Source organism: Saccharopolyspora endophytica, assembly GCF_018070075.1.
In the GTDB taxonomy this organism is placed as follows: domain Bacteria; phylum Actinomycetota; class Actinomycetes; order Mycobacteriales; family Pseudonocardiaceae; genus Saccharopolyspora; species Saccharopolyspora endophytica.
Genome location: NZ_JAGPXE010000009.1, coordinates 263,140 through 289,528, shown reverse-complemented (window position 1 = coordinate 289,528; position 26,389 = coordinate 263,140). Strand labels below are relative to the sequence as shown.

Here is a 26,389-nt window from a genome sequence, read left to right as displayed (position 1 = left end):
AGAAGGAGGTCGCACCGTGGCGTCTCGCCATCAGGCGAGCGCGGCGGAACCGGCAGGGCAGCGGGAGTTGCTCTCGGCCGGTGACGTTGCGCGCACGATAGCCCGCATCGCGTACCAGATCATCGAGAAGACCGCGCTGGACACCGGCGACGGTTCCGTGGTGCTGCTGGGCGTTCCCACCAGGGGAACGCCGCTGGCCAGGCGGTTGGCGGAGAAGATCAGCGAGTTCAGCGGCGTGACGGTTCCCGTCGGCACCCTGGACATCACGCTCTTCCGCGACGACCTGCGCTCCCAGCCCAACCGGCCGCTGGAGCCCACCAACCTGCCGCCGGGTGGCATCGACCACAAGCTGGTCGTGCTCGTCGACGACGTGCTCTTCTCCGGCCGCACCGTGCGCGCCGCCCTCGACGCTCTGCGCGACCAGGGCCGTCCCCGCTCGGTCCAGCTGGCCGTGCTGGTGGACCGGGGTCACCGGGAACTGCCGATCCGCGCGGACTACGTGGGCAAGAACATCCCGACCTCCCGCAGCGAGGACGTGGCGGTGCAGCTGTCCGAAACGGACGGCGAGGACCGCGTGGTGATCCACAAGGAACAGGAGGAGGTGTGATGCGCCACCTGCTGTCCACCGAGGGCCTGGCCGCCGCTGACGCGACCGCCGTTCTCGACACCGCCGACACGCTCAAGCAGACGCTGCTGGGGCGCGAGGTGAAGAAGCTCCCCACGTTGCGCGGGCGCACCGTGGTGACGCTGTTCTACGAGAACTCCACCCGGACCCGGGTGTCCTTCGAGGTCGCCGGGAAGTGGATGAGCGCCGACGTGATCAACGTGTCGGCCAGCAGCTCGTCGGTCGGCAAGGGCGAGTCCCTCCGGGACACCGCGCTGACGCTGGCGGCGGCCGGCGCGGACTGCGTGATCATCCGGCACCCCGCCTCCGGCGCCGCCCACCGGCTCGCCGGCTGGCTGGAGGCCGACGGCACCCAGGTCGTCAACGCGGGCGATGGGATGCACGAGCACCCCACCCAGGCCCTGTTGGACGCGGCGACCCTGCGGGAGCGCCTGGGGGACGTCTCAGGGCGCCGCATCGGCATCGTGGGCGACCTGCTGCACAGCCGCGTCGCGCGGTCGAACGTGCATCTGCTGCGGACGCTGGGAGCCGAGGTGACGCTCATCGCGCCGCCGACGCTGGTGCCCACCGGCATCGAGCACTGGGGCGCCGAGGTCCGCCACGACCTCGACCCGGAACTGCCCAAGCTGGACGCGGTCATGCTCCTGCGGGTGCAGGCCGAGCGGATGCACGGCGGGTTCTTCCCGTCGGCCCGCGAGTACTCGATCGCCTACGGGCTCAACGAGAAGCGGCTGGCGAAGCTGCCCGAGCACGCGGTCGTGCTCCACCCGGGCCCGATGCTGCGCGGCATGGAGATCGCGCCGGCGGTGGCCGATTCGCCGCGCGCCGCCATCACCCAGCAGGTCGGCAACGGCGTGCACGTGCGGATGGCGGTGCTCTACCACCTGCTGGCCGGAGAGGAGCTCACCGCATGAGCCGCGTACTGCTGAAGGATGTCCGCCCGTACGGGGAGGGCGAGCCGGTCGACGTGCTCGTCGAGGGCACCACGATCGCCGAGATCGGCGCGGACATCAGCGCCGACGCCGACGAGATCGTGCAGGGCGGCGGCGCGGTCGTGCTGCCGGGCTTCGTGGACCTGCACACCCACCTGCGCGAACCCGGCCGCGAGGACGCCGAGACGATCGAGACCGGCTCGATGGCCGCCGCGCTGGGCGGCTACACCGCCGTGTTCGCCATGGCCAACACCGACCCGGTCGCCGACAACGCCGTGATCGTCGAGCACGTGTGGCGCCGGGGCCGCGAGGTCGGCCTGGTCGACGTGCACCCGGTGGGCGCGGTGACCGTCGGCCTTGCGGGGGAGAAGCTCGCCGAGCTGGGCACCATGCGGCACTCGGCCGCCGAGGTGCGGGTCTTCTCCGACGACGGCAAGTGCGTGCACGACCCGCTGCTCATGCGCCGCGCGCTGGAGTACACCCGCTCGTTCGGCGGGCTGGTCGCCCAGCACGCCGAGGAGCCGCGGCTGACGGTCGGCGCGCAGGCGCACGAGGGCCCGAACGCGGCCCGGCTGGGCCTGGCGGGCTGGCCCGCTCCGGCGGAGGAGTCCATCGTGGCGCGCGACTGCCTGCTGGCCGCGCACACCGGCGGAACCCTGCACGTCTGCCACGTCTCGACCGCCGGCACCGCCGAGCTGCTGCGGTTCTTCAAGGGCCGCGAGACCGACGGCACCGTGTCGGCCGAGGTGACGCCGCACCACCTGCTGCTCACCGACGAGCGGCTGGAGACCTACGACCCGGTCAACAAGGTCAACCCGCCGCTGCGCACCGACGACGACGCCCTGGCGCTCCGCCGGGCGCTGGCCGACGGGACCGTGGACTGCGTGGCCACCGACCACGCCCCGCACGCCGCCCAGGACAAGGACTGCGAGTGGTCCGCGGCCAAGCCGGGAATGCTCGGACTGCAGACCGCGCTGGGCATCGTGACTCGGACGATGGTGCGCTCGGGCCTGCTGGACTGGCGCGGTGTCGCGCGGGTGCTCTCCGAGCGTCCCGCCGAGATCGCCGGTCTGACCGGGCAGGGACGGCCGATCGCCGTCGGCGAACCCGCCAACCTCGCGCTGGTCGACCCGGACGCGGAGTGGACGGTGCGCGCCGCCGAGCTGGCCAGCCTGGGGCAGAACTCGCCCTTCGAGGGAATGCGGCTGCCCGGTCGGGTCGTCGCGACGCTGCTGCGCGGTTCGGTGACCGCGCACGAAGGCAAGGTGAGGCGCTGATGGAACGCTTGCTGTGGGTGCTCGCGCTCGCCGCGCTGGCGGCGCTGGTGTTCTTCGGGATGCGGCGCGGCTGGCTGGCCCGAGCCCGACGACAGGCGGCCGAGCTGCCTCCCTTCCCGGAGCGGCCGGCCGACCCCGGCGCCGAGACCCTGACCCCCGCCACCGGCATGTACATCGGCACGACCAGCGCCGATGACTGGCAGGACCGCATCGCGGTCGGCGACATCGGGCACCGCGCCAACGGGACCGCGCACCTGCACACCAGCGGCCTGCTGATCGAGCGCGACGGCGCTTCGGCGGTGTGGGTCCCGGCCGAGTCCGTGGTGGACGCCCGGCTGGACCACAAGCTGGCCAACAAGGTCGTGCCCGGTGCCGGTCTGGTGGTGGTGACCTGGCGTCTCGGCGATCAGCTGCTGGACACCGGATTCCGCGGCGACGACAAGCAAGCGCAGACCGAGTGGGTCGAGGCGATCCGATCGCTGCCCGCTCGCACGACTTCGAACGAGTCGGAGGACGGATGAACGACGTTCTCGCCGACGTTCATCCGACCGACCGGGGCGTGGGTCATCCCCACGCCAGCACAGGAGGAGAAATGACCGCGTACACACCGGCCGCGTTGGTGCTGGAGGACGGCCGGATCTTCCGCGGGGAGGCTTACGGCAAGGTGGGCCGCACCCTCGGGGAGGTCGTGTTCACCACGGGCATGACCGGCTACCAGGAGACGCTGACCGATCCGTCCTACCACCGGCAGATCGTGGTGCAGACCGCGCCGCAGATCGGCAACACCGGCTGGAACGACGAGGACGACGAGTCGGACAAGATCTGGGTCGCCGGCTACGCCGTGCGCGACCCCGCCCGCCGCCCGTCGAACTGGCGCTCCACCCGCAGCCTGGACGACGAGCTGACCAACCAGGGCGTCGTCGGCATCTCGGGGATCGACACCCGCACCCTGACCCGCCACGTGCGCGAGCTGGGCGCGATGCGCGGCGGCATCTTCTCGGGCCCCGAGCTGCTCTCGGACGAGCAGATGGTGGCCGCGGTGAAGGATTCCTCGGAGATGGTGGGCGCGTCCCTGGCGGGCGATGTCACCACCGGCAAGTCCTACGTGATCCCGGCCGAGGGCCAGAAGCGGTTCACGGTGGCCGCGCTGGACATGGGCATCAAGGCGAACACGCCGCGGATGATGGCTCAGCGGGGCATCGAGATCCACGTGATGCCGCTGGCGTCCACGATGGACGAGATCCTGGAGATCGCGCCGGACGGGCTGTTCCTGTCCAACGGTCCCGGTGACCCGGCGACCACCGACGCGCAGGTCGAGCTGACCCGCCAGGCCCTGGACCGCAAGCTGCCGCTGTTCGGCATCTGCTTCGGCAACCAGGTCCTCGGTCGCGCGCTGGGCCGCGGCACCTACAAGCTGCAGTACGGCCACCGCGGCATCAACATCCCGGTCATCGACCACGAGACCGGCAGGGTCGCCATCACCGCGCAGAACCACGGTTTCGCGGTGGAAGGCGAGCCGGGCGAGGAGTTCGACACCGACTTCGGCCGCGCGATCGTGTCCCACCACTGCGCCAACGACGGTGCCGTCGAAGGTCTGCGGCTGCTGGGCGGCCCGGCCTTCTCCGTCCAGTACCACCCCGAGGCGGCGGCCGGTCCGCACGACGCGGCGCCCCTGTTCGACAAGTTCGTTGATCTGATGAGCGAGGCTCGGTAATGCCAAAGCGTACTGACATCAAGCACGTTCTGGTGATCGGTTCCGGGCCGATCGTCATCGGTCAGGCGTGCGAGTTCGACTACTCCGGCACCCAGGCGTGCCGCGTGCTGCGGGAGGAGGGCATCCGCGTCTCGCTGGTGAACTCCAACCCGGCGACGATCATGACCGACCCGGAGTTCGCCGACGCCACCTACATCGAGCCGATCACGCCGGAGTTCGTGGAGAAGGTCATCGACGCCGAGCGCCCGGACGCGATCCTGGCGACGCTGGGCGGGCAGACGGCGCTGAACACGGCGATCGCGCTGCACGAGCGCGGTGTGCTCGACAAGTACGGCGTGGAGCTCATCGGCGCGGACGTGGACGCGATCCAGCGCGGCGAGGACCGGCAGATGTTCAAGGACATCGTGCGCTCGGTCGGCGGCGAGGTGCCCTCGTCGAAGGTCTGCAAGTCGATGGACGACGTCCGCTCGTTCGTCGAGACCTCGGGTCTGCCGGTGGTCATCCGGCCCAGCTTCACCATGGGTGGTCTGGGTTCGGGCATGGCGCACACCGAGGAGGACCTGGAGCGGATGGCCTCCTTCGGGCTGTCCGAGTCCCCGGTGCACGAGGTGCTCATCGAGGAGAGCGTGCTCGGCTGGAAGGAGTACGAGCTGGAGCTGATGCGCGACCACGCCGACAACGTGGTGGTCATCTGCTCCATCGAGAACGTCGACCCGATGGGCGTGCACACCGGTGACTCGGTGACCGTGGCACCGTCGATGACGCTCACCGACCGCGAGTACCAGCACATGCGCGACGTCGGCATCGACGTGCTGCGCGAGGTCGGCGTGGACACCGGTGGCTGCAACATCCAGTTCGCCATCCACCCGGAGAACGGCCGCATGGTCGTCATCGAGATGAACCCGCGGGTGTCGCGGTCCTCGGCGCTGGCGTCGAAGGCGACGGGTTTCCCGATCGCCAAGATCGCCGCGAAGCTCGCCGTCGGCTACACCCTCGACGAGATCCAGAACGACATCACCGGCGAGACCCCGGCGTCGTTCGAGCCCACGCTGGACTACGTGGTCGTGAAGGTGCCGCGGTTCGCCTTCGAGAAGTTCCCGGGCGCGGACCAGGAGCTGACCACGACGATGAAGAGCGTCGGCGAGGCGATGGCCGTGGGCCGCAGCTTCTCCGAGGCGATGGGCAAGGCCCTGCGGTCGATGGAGACCAAGTCCGTCGGCTTCTGGACCAAGCCCGATCCCGAGAACGCGACGCTGGAGTCCACTCTGGAGGAGATGCGCACCGCGCACGACGGCCGGATCTACACCGTCGAGCGCGCGCTGCGCTTCGGCGCCACCGTCGAGCAGGTGCACGAGGCCTCGGGCATCGACCCGTGGTTCGTCGACCAGATCTCGGCGTGGGTGGAGCTGCGCCGCGAGCTCGTCGACGCCCCGGTGCTGGACGCCGCGCTGCTGCGCGTGGCCAAGCGCGCGGGCCTGTCGGACCGCCAGATCGCCGCGCTGCGCCCGGAACTGGCCGGTGAGGACGGCGTTCGCGCGCTGCGCCACCGGCTGGGCGTGCGGCCGGTGTACAAGACGGTCGACACCTGCGCCGCCGAGTTCGCGGCCAACACCCCGTACCACTACTCGGCCTACGAGTCCGACCCGGCGGCGGAGTCGGAGGTCGCCGAGCAGCGCGAGAAGCCGAAGGTGATCATCCTCGGCTCGGGCCCGAACCGCATCGGCCAGGGCATCGAGTTCGACTACTCGTGCGTGCACGCGGCCATGGCGCTGCGCGAGGCCGGGTACGAGACGGTGATGGTCAACTGCAACCCGGAGACGGTCTCCACCGACTACGACACCTCGGACCGGCTGTACTTCGAGCCGCTGACCTTCGAGGACGTCCTGGAGGTCGTGCACTCCGAGCAGGCCTCGGGCACGGTCGCGGGCGTGATCGTGCAGCTGGGCGGCCAGACCCCGCTGGGCCTGGCGCAGCGGCTCGCGGACGCGGGCGTGCCGATCGTGGGCACCGCGCCGGAGGCGATCCACCTGGCCGAGGAGCGCGGCGCGTTCGGCGACGTGCTGGTCGCGGCCGGTCTGCCGGCCCCGCAGTACGGCACCGCGACGTCCTTCGAGGGCGCCAAGCGGATCGCCGACGACATCGGCTACCCGGTGCTGGTGCGACCGTCCTACGTGCTCGGCGGCCGGGGCATGGAGATCGTCTACGACGAGGCGTCGCTGGCCAACTACATCGCCCGCGCCACCGAGGTGACGCCGGAGCACCCGGTGCTGGTGGACAAGTTCCTCGACGACGCGATCGAGATCGACGTCGACGCGCTGTGCGACGGCACCGAGATCTACCTCGGCGGCGTGATGGAGCACATCGAGGAGGCCGGCATCCACTCCGGCGACTCGGCGTGCGCGCTGCCGCCGATCACGTTGGGGCGCCAGGACATCGAGATGGTCCGCCGCTCCACGGAGGCCATCGCGCGCGGTGTGGGCGTGCACGGTCTGCTCAACGTGCAGTACGCGCTCAAGGACGACGTGCTCTACGTGCTGGAGGCCAATCCGCGCGCGTCGCGGACGGTTCCGTTCGTCTCGAAGGCCACGGCCGCTCCGCTGGCCAAGGCCGCGGCGCGGATCATGCTGGGCGCCAAGATCTCCGAGCTGCGCTCCGAAGGCATGCTGCCCGAGGAGGGCGACGGCGCCGACCTGCCGGTCGAGGCGCCGGTGGCGGTCAAGGAAGCGGTCCTGCCGTTCCACCGCTTCCGGACCCGCGAGGGCGTCGGGGTCGACTCGCTGCTCGGGCCGGAGATGAAGTCGACGGGCGAGGTCATGGGCATCGACACCTCGTTCGGCCAGGCGTTCGCCAAGTCGCAGGCAGGTGCCTACGGCTCGCTGCCGACCTCGGGCAAGGTGTTCGTCTCGGTGGCCAACCGGGACAAGCGCTCGCTGGTGTTCCCGGTCAAGCGGTTGGCCGACCTCGGGTTCGAGATCCTGGCGACGGAGGGCACCGCCGAGGTGTTGCGGCGCAACGGCATCACCTCCACCGTGGTCGCCAAGCACACCGAGTCGGTCGAGGGCCAGCGCGACGTCGTCGACCTGATCAAGGCGGGCGAGGTCGACATGATCATCAACACCCCGTACGGCAACCCGGGTCCGCGGGTCGACGGCTACGAGATCCGCACGGCCGCCGTGTCCCGCGACATCCCGTGCATCACCACGGTGCAGGGCGCTGCCGCGGCGGTGCAGGGCATCGAGGCCGCGATCGGCGGCAACATCGGCGTCCGCCCGCTGCAGGCCCTGCAGGCCGCGCTGCGGCAGGGGCGGTGAGCGGCGATGCCTGATGCTCCGCTGCGCGCCGGCTTCGGCGCCCGGCTCGCCGATGCGGTGAGCCGGCGCGGGCCGCTGTGCGTGGGCATCGACCCGCACCCGTCGCTGCTGCACGCCTGGCAGCTGGGGGAGAGCCCCCAGGCCTTGGAGCGGTTCGCGATGACCGTGGTGGAGGCGCTGGCCGACCGGGTGGCGCTGCTCAAGCCGCAGTCGGCGTTCTTCGAGGCCTACGGGTCCGCGGGCATCGCGGTGCTGGAGAAGGTGATCGCGGAGTCGCAGCAGGCCGGTGCGCTGGTGCTGCTGGACGTCAAGCGCGGCGACATCGGCTCGACGATGACGGCCTACGCGATGGCCTACCTCGACGAGCGCGCCCCGCTGGCGGTCGACGCGATCACGGTCTCGCCGTACCTCGGCTACGGCTCGCTGGCCCCGGCCATCGGCCTGGCCGAGCAGAACGGCAGGGGCGTGTTCGTGCTGGCCCGCACCTCCAACCCGGAGGGCGTGGGCCTGCAGCAGTCGGTCCACGGCAGCGGCGACACGGTCGGCCAGTACATCGTGGACTCCGCGGCGGAGAGCAACCTGGGCAAGGAGCCGATGGGGCACGTGGGCGTGGTGGCAGGCGCCACCATCCCCGCGGGGGAGCTGGACTTCTCCGACCTCAACGGCCCCATCCTCGCCCCGGGCCTCGGCGCCCAGGGCGCCACGGTCCGGGACCTCAAGGCCGTCTTCGGCCGAGCCCTCCCGCACGTCCTCCCGACCACGTCGCGAGACGTCCTCCGCCACGGCCCGGAGGTGAAGTCCCTGCGGGACACCCACACCCGCCTCGCAGACGACATCAACCACCAGCTCAACGACTGAGCCGACCACAACACCCGTCCCCGGCACGACACATTCGCGCCGGGGACGGGTGTTTCGCGCCGAATTCCCGATGCGGTCGAGCTCGGCTGCTCTGGCTGAACGATGAACCCACCGACGGCTCCACGCTCGAGTTCGGCTCAAGGACGCGGCCGAGCTCGTGGAGATCGCCGGACAGCGGATCTGACGTTGTCGTGGCGTTCCGCCAACCGAGGTGGTCTTCGTCGAGTCGCCGCGAGGCTGGGACTTCCGTGGCTGGCGTTTCCTCAGCACGTCCTCGCGTCGTAGCCGCTGGTCGTGCCCAGCAGTGGCCGGCGGTCGGGTGTCCGGGGCGTTCGAATTTCGCGCGAAATTTGAATGAACTGCTCCGTTCGGGTGATCGCTGGTGGCTGCTGTTCGGCGGGTGCTCCGAACCTCCCCGTCGTGGCCGGAATCGCCTGAGCAGCGGGGATTCTTCCGGTGATCACCGGTGTCCGGCCGGCTCGTTGGAGGGGTGCAAGCTGGTGATCGCGGAGTGATCTTCACCCGTTAGGGTCGCTGTGTTGAGGGGTTCGGAGGGTTGGCTCGATGACCGACGATGCTCCGCTGCTGGGCGCGCGGTACCGGTTGGGGTCTCGTCTCGGTGGCGGCGGGATGGCCGACGTCCACCGGGCGATGGACACCCGCCTGCAGCGGTTGGTCGCGGCCAAGGTCTTCCGCTCGGCGACCGATGAGTTGGGGCGCAAGCGCTTCGCGGAGGAAGCGCGCATCCTGGCGGGGCTGAGCCACCCGGGTCTGGTGACGGTGCACGACTTCAGCGCCGACGAGGACGAGCTGTTCCTGATCATGGAGTTGATCGAGGGCGGCACGCTGGCCGACGTCACCGAGTCCGGGCCGATGCGTCCCGAGGACGTCGCCGACATCGGGGGCAAGCTCGCCGACGTGCTGGCCTACGTGCACGGCAACGACGTCGTGCACCGCGACGTCAAGCCCACCAACGTCCTCATCGGCAACGACGGCCGCGCCTACCTGGCCGACTTCGGGGTGTCGCGACTGGCCGACGCGGCGGGCCGGCTGACCGACTCGCGCATGGTCGTCGGCACCACCACCTACATGGCTCCGGAGCAGGTTTCCGGTGGTGACGTGGGGTTCCCGGCCGACGTGTACGCGCTGGGCCTGGTGCTGCTGGAGTGCGTGACCGGGCGCGTGGAGTACCCGGGCGGGCCGGACGCGGCAGTGGCGCGGCTGGTCCGCCCGCCGCAGATCCCGTTCAGCATCCCCGCTCGCCTGCGGCGCGGTCTGCTCGCGATGCTCGCCGCCGACCCGGCGCGCCGCATCACCGCCGAGCAGGCCGGTGACCTGCTCAACGGCCGCACCACCGAGGTCATCGCCCCGGTCCCGCCGCCGCTCCCGGCACCGCCTCCGCGCATCCCGCAGCAGCGGGCGCACCGCCCGCCGACGCAGTCGATGCCGATCCAGCCGCAACCCTCGCAACCGCCGGTCGCACCGATCGCGGCCGGACTGCTCGTGGTGGTGGCCCTGGCCGCGCTCCTCGTCGCCTTCTGGCCCGAGAGGTCCGAAACACCCGGATTGCCGCCGGTTTCCGGGAGTCCCGGTGTCGATCGGTTGCCCGTGGACCTGGCCAACCTGGAGAGGCTGGTGCGCGGATGAACCGGTTGCTGCCCGTCCTGCTCCTGGTCGGGTTCGTGCTGGCCGGCTGCGGTGACGACCCGCAGGTGCGGACGCGGTTGAGCGCCCGCGTCGCCGAGGTGAAGGCCGCGGCCCTGGCGCAGAACCGCCTCGACACCGAGACCGCGCTGGCCGCGCTGCATCGCGAGATCGCCGAGGCGGTCGCCGACGGCGCGCTGGACTCCGACAGCGCCGGATCCATCATGGCCGCCGCCGACCGGGTCGCCGAGGACGTGCGCACCATCCCGGTGCCCGGTTCGGTCCCGGTCACCGTGACGGTCAACCCGCCGGAACCCCGCAGCGAGGACAAGAAGTCACGAGGCGGCGACGGCTGACCCACCCCTCCAACACCCACCCCCACCCTCAACACCCCCGAATCACCCCGGTTACCAGCCACCCGATTCACGGCGGCTTCAGGCTTCCGGAATACCGCAGTTCTCAGGCCCCGGAATACCGCAGTTTTCGGGAACCCGATTACGGCAGTTTTCGGGGACCCGATTACGGCGGTTTTCCGGGTACCCGATTACGGCGGTTTTCGGGGTTCTGATTACGGCGGTAATCCGGGTCTTCGCGGCGGCGGTGGGGTCACCAGCTCAGCGCCCACGGGGTCACGTCGGCCAGCGGATCAGCGGGAAGCCGTGCCGGGCGGACGTATTCGACCCGCACCACCGGCCCCGGCGCGGGCAGCATCTGGCGGTGGACGAAGGCGGGCAGCAGCGTGGCCGGATCGACGAAGTAGGTCAGGTCCGCGCCGGCCCCGGTGTCGTCGGCGGGCTGGAACGGGTACGTCCTCGGGTCCACGCCCGCGTCGTGCAGCGCGAACAGCAGGTGCTGCATGTCCCACGCCGTGCCGTCGTGCTCGGTGGGACGCGCCCGCACCGGAATCCGCAGGTAGCGCTTGCCGCCGACGTCGACCGGGGTCGGTGGCAGCGGGATGAGGAACCGGTGCTCGCCGCGCAGCGACTCCACCACCGCGTCGGCCTGCGAGTCCGACAGGCCCCCGGGAATGATCCCGTCGCCGAGCAGCGGACGTGTGCTGACCTGGCACAACGAGCTCGATTCGGGTTCGTCCCACGTCTTGCGGGAGGGCCGGTAGCCGTGGCGGACGCCGTCGACGCACCTGGTCCGCACGACGCTCTCACCGCGCCAGTGCTCGATGCTGGTCCCGACGTGGTGCCCCGACCGGTGGTCGAAGATCTCGTCGCTGACCAGCACCATCCGGCGCGTCGCGGCGGTCTCGGGGGTGGTGAAGCGTTCGCGGCGGGTGTGCACGACGGGCTGGGTGGCCTGCCGCCGGTAGACCTCCCAGAACAGGTCCTCGGGCCGTTCCGGCACCTCGGTCGCGCAGCCCGCGAGCAGCGCCCACAGCATCAGGCAGGTCATCAGTCGCACAGCGCTTCCACCACGTCGCGGGCCTCGGCGCGGAACGCCTGGTCGAGGAAGTAGAGCTTGTCGGCGACGTCGGTGAGCTGGCTGCGCGCGACCACGACCTCCACGCCCTCCTGGGCGACGGAGATCTCGTCCCGCACCAGCAGCGTCACCACGACCTCACCGTGACGCTCGCAAGCCGGAATTCGCCAACTGGCGCACATGTTCTCATCCCTCCACAGTGGAAACAGTGACGAGATCGAATGTCCGCGCGTGACGGTCGGGCACGCAACATCACGTTCCGGGGACCGCAGCGGCGTGACCGCGGGTCACACCCGGGGCGGCGCGATCAGCGGGAACGACCGGATGCGATCGGCTGATCGGCAAGAGGCGCGACGGATTTGCCGAAGAATTGCGGCGGAACGGTGAGAGAGCAGATCCCCTCTTCCCGCTCTCATCTTACAGGGGGTGGGGGGACTTGCGGCAAGGCCCCGGGTGCGCCGCACAATGCTCGGCCTGGGCCGAGACCAGCGAAAACGCGGTGCCCGGCTGGGGGAATCGATCAATTGCGAGGAACACGTGTCCCAGCACGAACAAGAACTGGCGTCCGAACGCGCCTACGTCGCGGAGCTCTACGAACAGCTCGACGCCGAACGCGCGCGGGTCGAGACGCGCTACGCGCACGCGCTGCGGGGGACCGGCGCGTCGGCGATGGAACGTGACGTGGAGGTCCGGGCGCAGGCCAGGGAGCTCAAGCGGCTCGGCGTGGCCGACCAGGGCCTGTGCTTCGGCCGGCTCGACGCGGTCGACGGCGAGCGCCGCTACATCGGTCGGATCGGGCTGTTCGACTCCGACGACGACTACCGGCCGCTGCTGCTGGACTGGCGTGCCCCGGCGGCACGCCCGTTCTACGTCGCCACCGCGGCAAGCCCGGAGAACATGCGCCGGCGACGCCAGTTCCACACCCGAGGCCGCCAGGTCACCGACTTCACCGACGAGGTCCTCGGGCGCCCGGACGGCGAAACCGGTGGTGATGCGGCGCTGCTCGCCGCGGTCAACGCTCCGCGCGGGGAGGGGATGCGCGACATCGTCGCCACCATCCAGTCCGAGCAGGACCGCATCATCCGGCTCGACCACGCGGGTGTGCTGGTCATCGAGGGCGGGCCGGGGACCGGCAAGACCGTCGTCGCGCTGCACCGCGTCGCCTACCTGCTCTACACGCAGCGCGAGCGGATGGAGCGCAGCGGCGTGCTGGTCGTCGGCCCGAACCCGGCGTTCCTCACCCACATCGGCCGCGTCCTGCCGTCGCTGGGGGAGTCCGACGTCGTGTTCGCCACCACCGGAGACCTGGTGCCCGGCCTGCACGTCACGGCCGAGGACGCACCGGAGGTCGCGCAGCTCAAGGGCTCGCTGAAGATCCTCGACGTGCTCCGCGCGGCGGTCGCCGACCGCCAGCGGTTGCCGGAGCAGCCGCTGCACATCGAGCTGGAGGACGTGACGGTCCGCATCGACGCCGCGACCGTCGAGTGGGCGCGCGAGGAGGCCCGCGACAGCGGACTGCCGCACAACGAGGCGCGCGCGGTGTTCACCGACATCGTCACCTACGTGCTCACCGAACGCGCTATCGGCCGCATCGGCAAGGGCTGGTTGACCAGGGACAACAAGGAGGTGTGGGAGAACCTGCGGGCCGATCTGCTGACCGAGCTGGGCGAGCACCCGGCCTTCACCGAGGCCCTCGACGAGCTGTGGCCGATCCTCACCCCGCAGCAGCTCCTGGCAGAGGTGTACTCCTCTGCGGAGCGGTCGCGGGCGGTCGGTGCGGAGTCGCTGCACCGCGCCGATGGCCAGGCGTGGACGGTCTCCGACGTCCCGCTGCTCGACGAGCTCGTCGACCTGCTGGGCGTCGTGAAGACGTCCGACCCGGAGGCCCCGGAACGAGCCGTCGAGGCCGAGTACGCCGCCGGGGTCCTGGAGATCATGCAGACCGAGCGGCACGACATGATGGACGACGAAGATCACCTGCTCGCCCAGGACCTGCTGCACGCGGAAGACCTGGCGGAGCGCTTCGTCGAGCACGACACCCGCGATCTCGCCGAACGCGCCGCTGCCGACCGGGACTGGACCTACCGGCACGTCGTCGTCGACGAGGCGCAGGAACTGTCCGAAATGGACTGGCGAGTCCTGATGCGCCGATGCCCCAGTCGCTCGTTCACCGTGGTCGGGGACCTGGCGCAGCGTCGCTCAGCGGCGGGTGCCGTGGCGTGGGGCGCGATGCTGGAACGCTACGTCCCCGGCCGCTGGGCGTACCGGGAGCTGACGGTCAACTACCGCACCCCGGCGGAGATCATGCAGGTCGCGGCGTCGCTGCTGGCCGATTTCGCCCCCGACGTGGCGCCCCCGGACTCGGTCCGCTCCTGCGGGGTCGCGCCCTGGCGCCGCCAGGTCGCGGAGGACGAGATGTCCTCTGCCATCGAGGAGTTCAACCGGCAGGAGGCGGTGCGCGAGGGCACCAGCGTCGTCATCGGGCCGCGGGGCGTCCCAGGTGCTGTCCCGCCCGCAGAGACCAAGGGACTGGAGTTCGACGCGGTTCTCGTGGTCGAACCGGGCCGGATCCTGGCCGAAGGCGACCGAGGTGTCGCGGAGCTCTACGTCGCCCTCACCCGGGCGACGCAGAGGCTGGGAGTCGTGCACGCCGAACCGCTCCCCGAGGTCCTGTCCGCGCTGAGCTCGTGATCCGGCCAACTTGGCGTTCGACGCGGGTGAATTGCGGCCCAGCGCCGCAACCGCGTCAGGGGGTCTCGGAGGTGAACAGGTAGTTGCGCCGATCCGAGGTGACGGTTTCGGCGAGAACCCATTCCTGCCGATTCCACACGTGCATTCGATATCCCAGGTACCGCAGCGTGGCGGTGAATTCGGCGGCGGTGGTGGAATACCGGGAGAGGTGGCGATCTTCGATCTCCAGGAGCAAGATCGGTCGGTTCTTCTCGATGATCTCCCTTGCGCCGGAGATGACGGTCGGTTCGAATCCTTCCACGTCGACCTTCATGAAGTCGACGCGCGAGATCGAGTTCTCCGCGCAGAACTCGTCGACCGACCGAATCGGGGTGGACCAGCTGCGGGTGCGGGTGACAGTGGAATTCGGTCGGCTTTGCCGCACTCCGTCGTTGACGTGCGCATGCCCGTGGATCGGGGCGAAACCGAACTTCACCGGCAAGGACATCTCCAGTTCACCGGAACTTTCACCGACCGCAGCATCGATGACGTGCACGTTCTCCAGGTTCGAAGCGCGGACGCCGGTGCGCAGAATTCGCCGAGGTTTAGGCTGCGGTTCGAACGAGTGCACCGCACCGGACGGTCCGACCAGTTGCGCCAGGCTGAAGCTGTACATCCCGTACGCGGCACCGATGTCGAAGCAGACATCACCGGGCCGCACCAGCTGCGACAGCCCTCGCAATTCCGGTTCAGCCAGCGAAACCGATGCCGCAGCGCGCAAGGAGCCCGCAATTGCCGAGAGCCGCTTGCGCGGTGGGCTTAAAGGCGGATTCGTGGGCGCGGTGGTGGTGTGCACGATGCTCATCCTTCGGTGGTTGCTGGGAGCTGCGCCGGATTTGTCGATTTCCGAGGCCGTTTCAGACGATCGAAGTCTAACGAGCGGGGTGCGCGCCGACATGAGGGCCAGAACCGGAGTTCTACCCTCAAGGTTCGGTGCGTTCTTTTCCGGACGACGATCTTCGCGTCCATCCCGGACTTGCCGGCAACGTCGTGTGGATCGTGGAGCGGCCTTGGCCGTGGAGGCGCCACAGGGGACTGCACGATTGAGCCCGCCTCCTCGGGAGGGCGGCAACGCCCGCGATTACCGTCCGAAGTGGACGATCCTGGGGATGCGGTCCGAGCTCAGCTCGTGATCCGGCTCCCGAGGGTCTCGACGCCCGGGCCTTCGAGGTCGGGCAGTGCGACCGACCGTCCGGTGACGGCCAGCGTCAACGCCTCGCTCGGGCCGTGGATCTCACCACCGTCGCCCCAGGCCCAGTCCTGGTCGGTGGCGATGAGTCGCAGGCCTGTGAGGCGGCTGGCGGGCAGGAAGGCGCGAGCGCCGTTCGTGGTGGTGAGGAAGTCCAGCGCCGGTCGCCACGAGCTCGGCGGCGGGTTGACGTCGAGGCCGAGCGGCCGGGCGGCGTCGCGCAGGTGGATGCACGTGTCGGTCATCGGACCGAAGGGCCCGACGAACGGCACGTTCAACTGCCGCCCGGCCAGCCGGCGCAGGCCGGCCACGAGCTCGTCGGTGGGACGCTCGGCCCATTCGCGGGTCTGCTCGTCGACGTACCGGTCGAGGTCACCGCGGTAGCGAACGACCGTGCGCAGCACGCGAAACCAGCTGAACCGGGTTTCGAGCGGAGCGAGCAGGTGCGCTGCCACCTCCCGCACGGTCCACCCCGCGCACAGGCTCGGCGTCGTCCACTGCTCCGGCGTCAACGAGGCGAACATGTCCGCCGCCAGCCGACGGTTCTCCTCCGAAATCCGGAAGAGCTCTTCGAAATCCGTCTTCACGCGTCGACCGTACGACACCCCACCGACACCACACCCGCAATTCACCAACTCTTCAACCCTCCCGCGACCCGCTGTCCTCACCCCCAACCCCACCCGAGTCCGCAGTGGCGAACCCGGATTACCGCCGTAATCGGGGACCGGATTACGGCCGTATTCCGGGTGGTGTGGGTGCGGAGGTGGTGGCGAACCCGGATTACCGCCGTAATCAGGGACCCGATTACCGCCGTAATCCGGGGACTCGAGACGGGGCCGGGGTGCGGGTTGGGTCAGTTCGGGTTGGTTGGAGCCAGGCGCAGCAGGAGTTCCGCCAGCTCGTGCGGGGTGGTGATCATGCAGTCGTGGCCGGTGGGCAGTTCCCAGACGACTTCGGGCTTCCCGTTGGGCTGCACGGCTGGGACGGGGCGCCGGGCGAAGCCCGCGGGGACGTCGGTGCAGTGGATGTGGACTCGGGGGATCGTCCGCACCGCGGGGTTGTCCAGGCGGACGGTCTCTCGGAGCGCCCCGACGGGCTGGTCGGACAGCATCGACCGCAGCCACGAGAGGTCCGCGGGGTCGCTGACGCCGAACAGGCCCTCCGGGGTTTCGGGCGGTGGCGGGACGCGGAAGCCGCTGTCGGAGTCGAGCGCCCGGTCGATGGCCTTCCGCGCCTGCGGCATGACGTCGGCCGCGGTCTCGCCGTCGACGGGCACCATCGCGTCGAGGTAGACCAGCCGCGCGATCCTGTCGGGAACCTGGTTGGCCGCATCGGAGATGACGAGCCCGGCGTAGCTGTGCCCGACGAGCACGACGTCGTGCAGGTCCTCGGCGAGGATCAACCGGACGACGTCGGCGGAGTGGGTGCGCAGCCCCACGTCCGGGCTCAGCAGGTGGGCGGTGCCGCCGTAGCCGGTCAGGGTCGGGGTGAGCACCCGGTGGTCGTGGAGCAGCGGAACCACCCGGTCCCACGCCCGACCGCTGTGCCAGGCGCCGTGCACCAGCAGAAACGTGGACATTCGTGCACTCCTTCGTCGATGTGCCGACCACGTTCCCGCCGGTCGGCCACCTCGACCAGAGCCCCCGCGACCCTGGGGCTCGCAGGACCAGGCACGCCCACATCCGCGCGCCTACGCTGGACCTATGGGTGAGCAGAACCTGCTGGGCGAGTTCGTGCGCGCACGCCGTGAGCTGGTCACGCCCGAGCAGGCCGGGATCCCCGTGATGGGCGTGCGGCGGGTACCGGGGCTGCGCAGGGAGGAGGTCGCGATGCTCGCCGGCATCAGCGCCGACTACTACCTGCGGTTGGAGCAGGGCCGCGACCGCAACCCGTCGGTGCAGGTGCTGGAGTCGCTCGCGCGCGTGCTGCGGCTCGACGAGGCCGCGACGGACCACCTGCTGCGCCTGGGCGCCGCCCAGCCCAAGCGCCGCCACAAGCCCCCGGTGCAGAAGCTCCGGCCGAGCACGGCGAAACTCCTCGATTCACTGGCACTTCCGGCGTTCGTCGAGAGCCGCTACATGGACGTCCTCGCGGCCAACCCCCTGGCGACCGCGCTGTCACCACGCCTGGTGGCGGGCACCAACCGCCTGCGCGAGATGTTCCTCGACCCCGCCGAGCGAGCGCTCCACCCGGATTGGGAGTCCGATTCGGTGAGCGCTGTCGCGGGTTTCCGGAAGGCGGTCGGCACGGACACCGACGATCCCCGCTACATCGAGATCGTCGGGGAGCTCAGCCTCGCCAGCATCCGGTTCAGCAAGATCTGGGCGAGGCACGACGTTCTCGTGTGCGCGGCGGCGCCGATGCGCGTGGACCACCCGCAGGTCGGGCAGCTGGTGCTCAACCGGGAACGCCTCGGTGTCGAAGGCAGCCCGGGCCAGGCCCTGGTCATCTTCCACCCCGACCCCGGAACGGACAGCGCCGAGAAGCTGACCCTGCTCGCCACCACCTCGGTCACCGGTCGAAGTGGTCAGGACGCTTCGGAGCGTGCTTGCTGACCCCTGCGATCGTCACGCGGCGCCCGCCGGCCAGGTTCACGTCCCAGGCCCCGGAGGATCGCGATCTCGACGGGGGAGTACGCGCCATCGGCCCGTTCCAGTTCGCACGGGGCAGCCGGCATCAGCGGAGGCTGGGCCATGAAGCGCGGATGTGCACCGTGGTGCGGCTGAGCCGCGTGCACCAGGAACGGATGGCAGAGGAACACGTCGCCCGGCGCTCCGGTGGCGAGGGCGAGCGGTCGGTGGTCGGACGCCGCCACCAGGTCCGGCGCCATGACCAGGCCACTTGCGCCCGCTTCGCCGTAGGGTTCGAGCACCTTCGGCACGTCGAGGTGGGAGCCGACCCGGATCCGGGTCGGCGCGTCGTCCTGCCCGACCTCGCTGAACAGGAACAGCATCAGCAGCGCTCGGCCGTGCGAGCGCAGATTGGTGAAGGGCCAGGTTTCGCCCTCCACCTCGTAGCTCCCCTCGATGTGCCAGCCTGCGTCATCCGGCTCTTCCTCGTGCGGAAAGCGCAGCGGGAAGGTGCCGAGCGAGTACCGCTGTTCCCAGCGCCCGGCACCGACCAGCAGGTCGTACGCGTGGTGCAGGGCAGGGGAGTTGGGCGCGGCGGCGAACGGTCCTTGCGCCAGCCCGCCCACCCAGTGCACGGGTTGGGTCCACGTCCTCGGATCGTCCGGGTCGCAGCCGGTCTCCCGCCACAGTAGCCGCGCGCAGTCCGCTGCCACGCGGGGTGCGACGGCGCCTTCGAGCTTGACGAAGCCGTCGCGGAGGAACCGGGATACCAAGGTCGTGTCGTGCATGCCTCTCATCGTGCGGCGTCGCCGGACTCGGTCGCCCGACATTTCCCGCGCAGCTTCTGTCGGGTGGATGACGGGCCCGACCTGCTTGAATCAACGGGACGGAACTGCGGAGGCGAGCGTGCTGGAACGGCTCAACCAGGCGATGGAGCACATCGAGCGGCAGCTCGACGGCTCCGTCGACGCAGGCGAGCTCGCGCGGGTGGCGGCCACCTCGGAGCACCACCTGCGGCGGATGTTCTCGGCGCTGGCCGGGATGCCGCTGTCGGAGTACATCAGGCGCCGTCGGCTGACCGTGGCCGGAGCGGAGGTGCTGGACGGGCGCGAGCCCCTGCTGCAGATCGCGGTGCGCTACGGCTACAGCTCCGGCGAGGCGTTCGCGCGGGCGTTCCGCGCGATGCACGGTGTCGGGCCGGCGGAGGCGCGGCGCACGGGTGCTTCGCTGAGCTCCCAGCCGCGGATGAGCTTCCGGCTCGTCGTCGACGGGAGCAGCAGCATGCGATATCGGGTCGTGGACAAGCCGGAGTTCACGGTGGTGGGGCCGAAAACCCGGGTGCCGCTCGTGCACTCGGGGCCGAACCAGGCGATCATCGACTTCGTCCGCGGACTGGGCGAGCGGACCCACGCGCACCTGGAGCAGCTGTCCGACGGCGAACCGAGCGGCGTTCTCGCCGTCTGCGACGACCTGGACCCGAGCCGAGCCGAAGGCACGGAACTCGACTACTACCACGGCGTGATCACCTCCTCACCGGTTCCGGAGGGCATGGCCGCGCTGACCGTGCGAGCCGGGACGTGGGCGGAGTTCACGACCTCGGGCCCGGCGCCGGAAGCGATCCAGAACCTGTGGCGGGACGTGTTCACCGAGTGGTTCCCGTCGAACCCGTACCGGAGCCGTCCCGGGCCGGAGATCCTGCGCACCCGGATGTCGGAGGACGGTTCGGAGGCCGATGCCGCGCTGTGGCTGCCGGTGGAGCGCGAGACCGCGTGATCGACAACTCCGCACGAGGCGCCGTGACCTGCGTGGAAGGTCAGCCCGGGCTGTCGGAGCCCACCCCACCGCGCTCAGCGGCGGATGATCTTGATGATGATCTGTCCGACGATGAACCAGATCAACGCGGCCAGCGCGTAGTTGAGCACCACGCCGAGCAGTGCGTCCTCCGGGGTGAAGACGTCACCGAGGCCCAGCACGAAGGTCTGCGCGAGGGTGTAGATGAACGACACGAAGCCGTTGCTCTGGTTCGCGTCGAGCACCACGAACAGCACGTGCAACGCGAACACCAGCACCACGATCGACACCACGATCCGCACGACCCGCGCGATGGTGTCCCCGACCTGCCCCGGACGCCGCGGAGGGCGCCGGTCGCCGTAGTCGTCCCCGTACGGGTAGCGCCCGGGGTCGTTCCGGTCGTAGGGATCGTGTGGCTGGTAACTCATGGTGCGGATTGTGTCACGCCCCGCACGCAGGACAAGTCTGGCGAACAGGTGTGTTTCCCGAGGGAGGTGACGCCGTCGCCTCGTCGGCCGCAGCCCGCAGCGCCTCTTGACCCTGCCCCGAGGACACGCCGTTGACTAGCGCAGGGGATGGGTTCTACGACGAGAGGCGCCCGAATGGTCAACAAGCTCAAGAGACGCTGGCAGCTCGCCAAGGTCAGAGCCGGCGACGGGAGCCCGCTTCGCGATTACCACCTCTGGCAGCTCTTCGCCCGATCCGTGTTCTTCCTCGAACTCGCCGACCACGACGGGATCAGTCACAGCTACGCGGTCGACGTCCGGCACCTCGCCGATGCGAAGACGCGGCAGCAGCACGACAACGGGGAGGGCAAAGCCCCCGCCGCGCTGTACCGGAACGGCGTGCAGGTGTCCCGCTCCAACGTGCCGACGGCGTTCCCGGTGCCCGGCGGCGTCATCGAGGTCGCCACCACCGCGTTCGGCCTGAAGCGCATGCACTTCGTCTCCGAAGCCGGCGTGGAACGCGCCCTGCGCCCGCACCCCCGCTCCCAGGAAGGCCTTCGCGCGAGGCTCGGGCAGCGCTATCCCCGCGCCAGCGCGGTCATCGGCGCAGCAGCGGTGGTCATCCTCGTCGTGGCGCTCGCGGTGAACCTCCTCCACGGCGCCGAGGTCCTGACCCACAGCCCGATCATCGCCGAGAAGGTCGGCACGTTCACCTCGCCGATCCACCTCTCCACCTGGGCGAACACCACCCTGATCACCGCCGGAGCCCTCGCCGCCCTCGAACGAGCCACGAGACTCCGCCACAACCGCTTCCTCGACACGCTCACGTCCTGACCCGCTACCAGTCGAAGATCTCCGGATGCCGCTGCGCCTCGAAGCGGAGCCGGTTGAGCTCGTCGGCGAACAGCTTCGTGTGCCCGCACCCCAGGCACACGACAGCGCTGAGCGTGGAGAGCGGATTGACCCACAGCCGCTTCCGGAACGGGAACACCCCGGTCTTGTGCTGGCTGGTCATCCGCATCCCGCCGACGAACGTCCCACCGCACAGCGCACAAGCGGGATAACGGGACCGGGGAGTTGGCGAAGTCATGGGTGTCAGTATGCGGGCCCGAAGTACGTCGGGATCCCGTCGTGCGGATCACCGGCTGGGGCCCTCTTCCGCGGCGATCTCACCACCGAAGTGACGAGGATCAGGACGACGGGAGGACTCGGTAGTGCAGGTGCGTGACGCCCGGTGCGTCGAGGACGCGCGTCAGCTCCAGCTCGACGTGGTCTGAGCCGAACAGTCGTCGCCCGTCGCCGAGCACGACCGGGATCAGCTGGATCTCCAGCTCGTCGAGCAAACCCTCGCGCAGCAAAGACTGCGCGAGGGCGGCCCCGTGCACCATCACGTCCTCGGTCCCGGCGGCCGCCTTGGCCTCGCGCATCGCGGTCGCGACATCGGGGACGTAGTGCACCCAGCCGCTCTGCGGTTGCGGCGGGGTGCCGCGCGTGGGCACGAAGATCGGCACGCCGTGGTGGTCACCGTCCCAGTGGCCGGCGTAGTCGAACGTCTTGCGGCCGACGACGACGGCACCGGTCCTCATCACCTCGGCGAACACCTGCCCGCTCACCCCCGGCGGGTCGAAGTGCGGATACCCGGCGACGGGCTCGCCGAGCCATTCGTGCAGCCGGAGGCCACCGTTGCCGAGCCCGTTGCCCGGCCCGTCCTCCGGACCGGCGATGAATCCGTCAAGCGACATCGCCATGTACAGAACCGACTTCGCCATGCCGTCTCCTCCAACCTCGGGCGCGAGCACGTCCAGGTAGACCAGCTCAGCTGGAGGAATTCATCGGCGCCCTCCAACCGCCGAAGCGAGTGACGTCGGGTTGTCGGCGGCTCCCAGCACCTGCCGGACCACCTGCCGAGCCCCGGGTCACCCCAGCGCTGCGTTCACGGCTGCAGCGCTCGCGGTGATGAGGGCGATCGCGAGCAGCAGCCAACCGGCCTTGGTCAGCTGCTGCCGCGGGGTGGCTTCGGCGGCCGAGCGTGTCTGATGGTCCAGGGACTCCATGCGGAGCACGCACCCCAAGGCTGCGATCCAGAGCGCGGCAGCAGGCAGGAATACCCAGTGGAATGCGAGGCCGGCGATGAGCAGACCAGTTAAGAACGGCGTGAAGGTCGCGATCCACATCACCCGCAGCCGGCGACGTCGTGCGGGATTCGCTGGAGGCGTGGACCGCAGTGGCATAGCATCCTTCCCATTGGTGCTCGAAGTCTTGTGATCTTTCGGGTTTGGTTTCCCCAGAGGTAGTGTCGAGCACATTTCGCCGAATCGTCTCCCAGCAGAGCCTGTGGACGATACGGTGGCCCCCGTTTGCTGGCGAATCCTGTTTACGGGGGACACCGACTTGTCGGACTTTTCGGTCGATATCGGCGGCCTTGACGCCCTGGGCAAGAACCTTGATCGGACGATCGAGAACATCGATGGTGCGACGAAGAGGATGAAGGATGGCGGCTCGGGGAGCCTGGGACCAGCCGAGCTCGACGAGGCGTGTTCGGACTTCCGCGCAGATTGGGAAGAGGGCCTGGACAAGCTCCGTGAGGCGGTCGGCAAGGTCAAGGACGTACTAGATGCTTCCAAGCAGACCTACGCCGAGCTGGACAACTCGATCGCCTCGAGCCTGCAGAATATGTCCGGAGACGTCGCGGCGGAAACCACGGGCAACGGTCAAGCCGGGAGTGCGCGATGAGTGGAAAGTGCCCATCGCTGGGATTCGACCCGGCACGCGGCGACATCGCCGCAGTGCGGTCGGTCGCCAAGCAACTTGACGACACCGCCACGTACTCACGCGAAGCCCACGAAGTCCTGATGTCGGTGAAGAACCAGAAGGACGTGTGGAAAGGTGAGGCCGCGAAGGCCTTCGCGGGCGGCCTCGGGGAACTTCCCCAATACCTGGCCGATGCGCAGGAATCTCTCAAGAATGCCAGTAAAGCCCTCACGGCCTGGGGTGACCGTCTCCAGGAGCACCAGAACGAAGCCGCACGGCTGGAGGATCGAGCACGTCGCGCTCTGCAGGACTACGAAGCGAAGACGAAGGCGGCAGAGAGCGCGCGCAACGCGGCGCAGCAGAACGCCGACGACCCGGTACTGCACGACTCCGCGGTTCAGAAGGTCACCGCTGCGAACGACGCCTGGGACGAGGTCGAGAGCATTCGCCGGAAGGCCGGTGACTTGCAGGACATCTGGGAAGACGATGCCCGGACCTGCGCGGACAAACTCAACGAGGCAGCGCAGAAGGCTCCGAACAAGGCATTCTTCGACTCTCTGTCAGAGATTTGGGATGATGCAGGCAAATGGTTCAAGGACCACCTCGGCGATATCGGCGACATAGCTGGCATCGTGTCGGCAGTGGCCGGGGCGCTGGCACTTATTCCCGTATGCGCTCCCATCGCTGGACCGATTGCCCTGATCGCTGGTGGCGTGGCGCTAGCTGCACACGGTGCAGACATGGTCGTGAACGAGAAATACGACGACATGAATGCCTGGGTCTCGCTGGGTGGTGACGTAGCGGGACTGGTTCCCGGAGTCGGAGCGATTTCCAAGGGCTTCAACGCAGCTGGCGATGTTGTCGCAGGTGCGGACCGATTAGTTGATGTCAGCCGCGCCACCGGTGCCTCCGGAATGCTCGACACGGCTGGTGAAGCCGTCTACAAGGGCGGCCGCGCGTTCGCGCAGGAAGCTGGTCAAGCAGCGCAGGAGCCGGCGAAGGCTTTCGACGTGCTCGCGGACAAGCTCGTCAAAGCTGATGCGCCGGTGGAGCTGCAGCAAAACGTCGCCAAGGTATTCCAAGGAGGAGCCAGCGTTGCACTGCAGGTCCCTGCCGCTGCCGGCTTGATTTCCAATGACCAGGCTACGACTGACGCGAAGAATGCCAGCGGCGCCGTGGCCGGGGTGTTGAGCGGCATTTCCATCAAGGGGGCTTCGTAATCATGATGGCTGCGGAAACAGGTTCTGACCTGGGTGTGCCGCTGTGGTTCAAAGTGCCTGACCAGTTCAACGAGCTGGACCTGGACGAAGCCCCCGCCGAGCGTTTTCAACGTGCCGTCGGCAACGCCACCGCGGTCATGTCTGATGCCTCGGACGCTGAACCGCTGCGCGTGGCATATCTCCAGGAAGCGATGTTGTCCCAGCTGCGCAGGCAGGGCGCTGTGTACGTAGCGCATTGCGTTGCCCGTTCGGAAGCTGACCCGTCGAAGCTGGCGGTCGCGCAGTTCAGCATCCTCGTTCAGGACGCTGCATTGTCAGGAACCCAGCCTCTCTCGGTTCTCGTGAACGCGCTCAAGCAGCCGGGAACGACACGCGAAGTCGGCCTGGCCGACTATCCGGCCGGTGAAGCGATTGTTGTTGGGGAAGAAGTCAAGGTCGTTCTGCCCGTGACCTTGAGCGGCCGCGTGGAGGAGAACGAGCACCGGGTTCGGCAGGCGCAGGTGCTCTTTCCTGTACCGGGCGGGCAATACCTGGTGATCGTCGGGGTCACGAGCGAGTCGCTTGACGACTGGCCTCACTACGTTGCGATGCTGGATGGGATCGCTCGTAGCATCTCGTTCACCGATCCGTCTCGGGCCACGATCGCTGACCGGCTTGCTGGCCTGTAGCCGTTTGGATGTGCAGAGGAGTTGACAGGTGTGGGCACGCTGATCGGCGGCTTGCTTTTTGCTGCGGTAATGCTGTGGGTGGCCTTGGAACGGGTGTTTGCGCGCTTCCAGAGCACGGCGCGTGGTATCTCCTCGGTGAGGAAGGACTTGGCCGGCCGTCGTCGAGCAGGTGACGGGCAGGTCGAGGTCACGGTCTGGCGTGCGCATCCCCTCTCCGACCACATGATCAAGGAACTGGCCAGGCGCGAGGGCTTCCAATTCACCGGTGAGGTCAGTCGGTACGGCAGCTTGATGCTGCGCTTTGTCCGCACCGCGAAGAAGGCAGGTTGACGTGTCGAAGGAACTCGCCAATGACCTCGCGTTGTGGATCTTCATCCCTTCCTTGCTGCTCTTCACCGTGGTCACTGTCGCGACCGCCCTTGGTACTCCTCGCGGCGTCCGTGCCAGTCGGAGGGAACGCCAGCTGGCACGGCTTGAGCAGCTGGCGCAGGAGCAGAGGGCGCGTCAGCAAGCAGTCGAAATCGACTGGCTGGATTACCGGGAGATCCCGATGGCCGAGATCGTCGACATGCTTCGAAAGTACGGCTGGGCTTACCGGGATGACGAACTCGGCAAGAACGGCTGGCTGCTGCGCTTCGACCTGAACTCGGCAGAAAACCAGGCCAATGCTGGACGAGGGTGATTCCCTGAGTCGGCTCAACGCCGAGCTGAGGGATGCTGAGATGGACGACAAGGGGTGCTATCACCTCGATACGTCCCAGTACGCGGTTCTGTCGCTGACGGATATCGGGATGGCAGTCAACGCGGCCGGGTTGACGGTCGTCAGGACGATCCCCAACTCTGCTGGGCGCATGCTGGTTCTCGCGCATCCGCGGACGACCACGTTGTCCCCGAGCGATGGCCCGTTCGCACCGAAATCCGGACTGTCACCTCAAGAGCTCAACTGGGCACGCGAGCGCCACAAGGTCTGGGCCAAGAAGTTCAACAGGCAATTCGGCCTGACGTTGCTCTACGGCGTCGTCGACGTGATCATCTTGCTCGGAGCTCTGAACTCCTTCGAACCCGCAGATGGCGCCCGCTACTACGCCTCCCTGGGCATCGCAATGATCATGCTCGTGCTCTTCGGCATCGCCGTGTTGAAGGCCATCGACGCACGGAGAAAGCGCTGGGAAGAGATTGGCCATCTGCTGGAACGCTAGGCCGTTTGTAGGCACATCGGTCAGTTCCTCGGA

General features: G+C 69.1%; 29 protein-coding genes. 19 read left to right on the top strand and 10 right to left on the bottom strand.

Features of this window, described 5'->3' with window-relative positions:
* Positions 1-16 precede the first annotated feature (16 nt).
* The 9 genes from pyrR (at position 17) to KBO27_RS21695 (ending at position 10,717) form a co-directional block, all read left to right on the top strand.
* On the top strand, positions 17-607 hold the full coding sequence (gene pyrR, locus KBO27_RS21735; protein ID WP_210971714.1) for a bifunctional pyr operon transcriptional regulator/uracil phosphoribosyltransferase PyrR: 591 nt from the start codon (positions 17-19) through the stop codon (positions 605-607).
* The gene (locus KBO27_RS21730) at positions 607-1,539 is read left to right on the top strand and encodes an aspartate carbamoyltransferase catalytic subunit (RefSeq protein WP_210971713.1); all 933 of its coding nucleotides are present in this window, start codon (positions 607-609) and stop codon (positions 1,537-1,539) included. Before pyrR ends, KBO27_RS21730 begins: the two co-directional genes overlap by 1 nt.
* Positions 1,536-2,834, top strand: a complete 1,299-nt coding sequence (locus tag KBO27_RS21725) for a dihydroorotase (protein ID WP_210971712.1) — start codon at positions 1,536-1,538, stop codon at positions 2,832-2,834. Before KBO27_RS21730 ends, KBO27_RS21725 begins: the two co-directional genes overlap by 4 nt.
* Complete coding sequence (locus tag KBO27_RS21720; protein ID WP_210971711.1) at positions 2,834-3,355, top strand: PH-like domain-containing protein; 522 nt, start codon at positions 2,834-2,836, stop codon at positions 3,353-3,355. The genes KBO27_RS21725 and KBO27_RS21720 overlap by 1 nt, the downstream gene beginning before the upstream one ends.
* Positions 3,356-3,426: 71 nt before the next feature.
* Positions 3,427-4,548: a glutamine-hydrolyzing carbamoyl-phosphate synthase small subunit gene (carA, locus tag KBO27_RS21715; RefSeq protein WP_210971710.1), complete on the top strand. Its 1,122-nt coding sequence runs from the start codon at positions 3,427-3,429 to the stop codon at positions 4,546-4,548.
* A complete protein-coding gene (gene carB / locus KBO27_RS21710) occupies positions 4,548-7,859 on the top strand; it encodes a carbamoyl-phosphate synthase large subunit (RefSeq protein WP_210971709.1) in 3,312 nt (1,103 codons plus the stop codon). The genes carA and carB overlap by 1 nt, the downstream gene beginning before the upstream one ends.
* 6 nt (positions 7,860-7,865) lie before the next feature.
* Complete coding sequence (gene pyrF / locus KBO27_RS21705; protein ID WP_210971708.1) at positions 7,866-8,717, top strand: orotidine-5'-phosphate decarboxylase; 852 nt, start codon at positions 7,866-7,868, stop codon at positions 8,715-8,717.
* 564 nt (positions 8,718-9,281) lie between these two features.
* Positions 9,282-10,364 carry a serine/threonine-protein kinase gene (locus KBO27_RS21700; RefSeq protein WP_210971707.1) on the top strand — a complete coding sequence of 361 codons (1,083 nt, stop codon included), beginning with the start codon at positions 9,282-9,284 and terminating at the stop codon, positions 10,362-10,364.
* Positions 10,361-10,717 carry a hypothetical protein gene (locus KBO27_RS21695; protein WP_210971706.1) on the top strand — a complete coding sequence of 119 codons (357 nt, stop codon included), beginning with the start codon at positions 10,361-10,363 and terminating at the stop codon, positions 10,715-10,717. Before KBO27_RS21700 ends, KBO27_RS21695 begins: the two co-directional genes overlap by 4 nt.
* A gap of 250 nt (positions 10,718-10,967) precedes the next feature.
* Here KBO27_RS21695 and KBO27_RS21690 read toward each other — a convergent pair whose 3' ends face one another.
* Together KBO27_RS21690 and KBO27_RS21685 are read right to left on the bottom strand one after the other, a co-directional pair.
* On the bottom strand, positions 10,968-11,774 hold the full coding sequence (locus KBO27_RS21690) for a hypothetical protein (RefSeq protein ID WP_210971705.1): 807 nt from the start codon (positions 11,772-11,774) through the stop codon (positions 10,968-10,970).
* The gene (locus KBO27_RS21685; protein WP_210971704.1) at positions 11,765-11,926 is read right to left on the bottom strand and encodes a hypothetical protein; all 162 of its coding nucleotides are present in this window, start codon (positions 11,924-11,926) and stop codon (positions 11,765-11,767) included. Before KBO27_RS21685 ends, KBO27_RS21690 begins: the two co-directional genes overlap by 10 nt.
* Positions 11,927-12,329: 403 nt before the next feature.
* On the opposite strand from KBO27_RS21685, the gene helR reads away from it, so the two are divergent.
* A complete protein-coding gene (gene helR, locus KBO27_RS21680) occupies positions 12,330-14,483 on the top strand; it encodes an RNA polymerase recycling motor ATPase HelR (protein ID WP_307870537.1) in 2,154 nt (717 codons plus the stop codon).
* A gap of 55 nt (positions 14,484-14,538) precedes the next feature.
* Here helR and KBO27_RS21675 read toward each other — a convergent pair whose 3' ends face one another.
* The 3 genes from KBO27_RS21675 to KBO27_RS21665 form a co-directional block, all read right to left on the bottom strand.
* Positions 14,539-15,327, bottom strand: a complete 789-nt coding sequence (locus KBO27_RS21675; RefSeq protein WP_210971703.1) for an FkbM family methyltransferase — start codon at positions 15,325-15,327, stop codon at positions 14,539-14,541.
* 317 nt (positions 15,328-15,644) lie between these two features.
* Positions 15,645-16,298 (bottom strand): maleylpyruvate isomerase family mycothiol-dependent enzyme, encoded by a 654-nt coding sequence (locus tag KBO27_RS21670; protein WP_210971702.1) that lies wholly within the window; start codon positions 16,296-16,298, stop codon positions 15,645-15,647.
* Positions 16,299-16,564: 266 nt separating this feature from the next.
* Positions 16,565-17,290: an alpha/beta fold hydrolase gene (locus KBO27_RS21665; RefSeq protein ID WP_210971701.1), complete on the bottom strand. Its 726-nt coding sequence runs from the start codon at positions 17,288-17,290 to the stop codon at positions 16,565-16,567.
* Between the two features lie 124 nt (positions 17,291-17,414).
* Between KBO27_RS21665 and KBO27_RS21660 the strand changes: the two genes are divergently transcribed.
* The gene (locus KBO27_RS21660; RefSeq protein ID WP_210971700.1) at positions 17,415-18,266 is read left to right on the top strand and encodes a helix-turn-helix transcriptional regulator; all 852 of its coding nucleotides are present in this window, start codon (positions 17,415-17,417) and stop codon (positions 18,264-18,266) included.
* Here KBO27_RS21660 and KBO27_RS21655 read toward each other — a convergent pair.
* The gene (locus KBO27_RS21655) at positions 18,239-19,069 is read right to left on the bottom strand and encodes a phytanoyl-CoA dioxygenase family protein (RefSeq protein WP_210971699.1); all 831 of its coding nucleotides are present in this window, start codon (positions 19,067-19,069) and stop codon (positions 18,239-18,241) included. The two genes, KBO27_RS21660 and KBO27_RS21655, sit on opposite strands and share 28 nt — an antisense overlap.
* Positions 19,070-19,187: 118 nt before the next feature.
* On the opposite strand from KBO27_RS21655, the gene KBO27_RS21650 reads away from it, so the two are divergent.
* Positions 19,188-20,054 (top strand): AraC family transcriptional regulator, encoded by an 867-nt coding sequence (locus KBO27_RS21650; protein WP_210971698.1) that lies wholly within the window; start codon positions 19,188-19,190, stop codon positions 20,052-20,054.
* Between the two features lie 74 nt (positions 20,055-20,128).
* On the opposite strand, the gene KBO27_RS33860 is transcribed toward KBO27_RS21650, so the two are convergent.
* Positions 20,129-20,500, bottom strand: coding sequence for a hypothetical protein (locus KBO27_RS33860; protein WP_246537695.1), 372 nt, complete (start codon positions 20,498-20,500; stop codon positions 20,129-20,131).
* Between the two features lie 174 nt (positions 20,501-20,674).
* Here KBO27_RS33860 and KBO27_RS21640 point away from each other — a divergent pair, with 174 nt between their 5' ends.
* Positions 20,675-21,352 carry a hypothetical protein gene (locus tag KBO27_RS21640; protein WP_210971697.1) on the top strand — a complete coding sequence of 226 codons (678 nt, stop codon included), beginning with the start codon at positions 20,675-20,677 and terminating at the stop codon, positions 21,350-21,352.
* Between the two features lie 4 nt (positions 21,353-21,356).
* On the opposite strand, the gene KBO27_RS21635 is transcribed toward KBO27_RS21640, so the two are convergent.
* The 3 genes from KBO27_RS21635 to KBO27_RS21625 form a co-directional block, all read right to left on the bottom strand.
* Entirely contained in the window at positions 21,357-21,608 is a 252-nt protein-coding gene (locus tag KBO27_RS21635) for a hypothetical protein (protein ID WP_210971696.1), read from the bottom strand.
* Between the two features lie 100 nt (positions 21,609-21,708).
* Positions 21,709-22,287, bottom strand: coding sequence for a dihydrofolate reductase family protein (locus KBO27_RS21630; protein ID WP_210971695.1), 579 nt, complete (start codon positions 22,285-22,287; stop codon positions 21,709-21,711).
* A 147-nt stretch (positions 22,288-22,434) separates the two neighbouring features.
* On the bottom strand, positions 22,435-22,692 hold the full coding sequence (locus KBO27_RS21625) for a hypothetical protein (RefSeq protein WP_210971694.1): 258 nt from the start codon (positions 22,690-22,692) through the stop codon (positions 22,435-22,437).
* Between the two features lie 160 nt (positions 22,693-22,852).
* Between KBO27_RS21625 and KBO27_RS21620 the strand changes: the two genes are divergently transcribed.
* Genes KBO27_RS21620 through KBO27_RS21595 form a run of 6 tightly spaced genes read left to right on the top strand, consistent with a single transcriptional unit; the run spans position 22,853 to position 26,356 of the window.
* A complete protein-coding gene (locus KBO27_RS21620) occupies positions 22,853-23,251 on the top strand; it encodes a WXG100 family type VII secretion target (protein WP_210971693.1) in 399 nt (132 codons plus the stop codon).
* Positions 23,248-24,489: a putative T7SS-secreted protein gene (locus KBO27_RS21615; protein WP_210971692.1), complete on the top strand. Its 1,242-nt coding sequence runs from the start codon at positions 23,248-23,250 to the stop codon at positions 24,487-24,489. The genes KBO27_RS21620 and KBO27_RS21615 overlap by 4 nt, the downstream gene beginning before the upstream one ends.
* Positions 24,490-24,491: 2 nt before the next feature.
* Complete coding sequence (locus KBO27_RS21610; protein WP_210971691.1) at positions 24,492-25,157, top strand: hypothetical protein; 666 nt, start codon at positions 24,492-24,494, stop codon at positions 25,155-25,157.
* 30 nt (positions 25,158-25,187) lie between these two features.
* On the top strand, positions 25,188-25,487 hold the full coding sequence (locus KBO27_RS21605; protein WP_210971690.1) for a hypothetical protein: 300 nt from the start codon (positions 25,188-25,190) through the stop codon (positions 25,485-25,487).
* A gap of 1 nt (position 25,488) precedes the next feature.
* Complete coding sequence (locus KBO27_RS21600; RefSeq protein ID WP_210971689.1) at positions 25,489-25,839, top strand: hypothetical protein; 351 nt, start codon at positions 25,489-25,491, stop codon at positions 25,837-25,839.
* Positions 25,840-25,879: 40 nt separating this feature from the next.
* Entirely contained in the window at positions 25,880-26,356 is a 477-nt protein-coding gene (locus KBO27_RS21595) for a hypothetical protein (protein WP_210971688.1), read from the top strand.
* Positions 26,357-26,389: the final 33 nt, after the last annotated feature.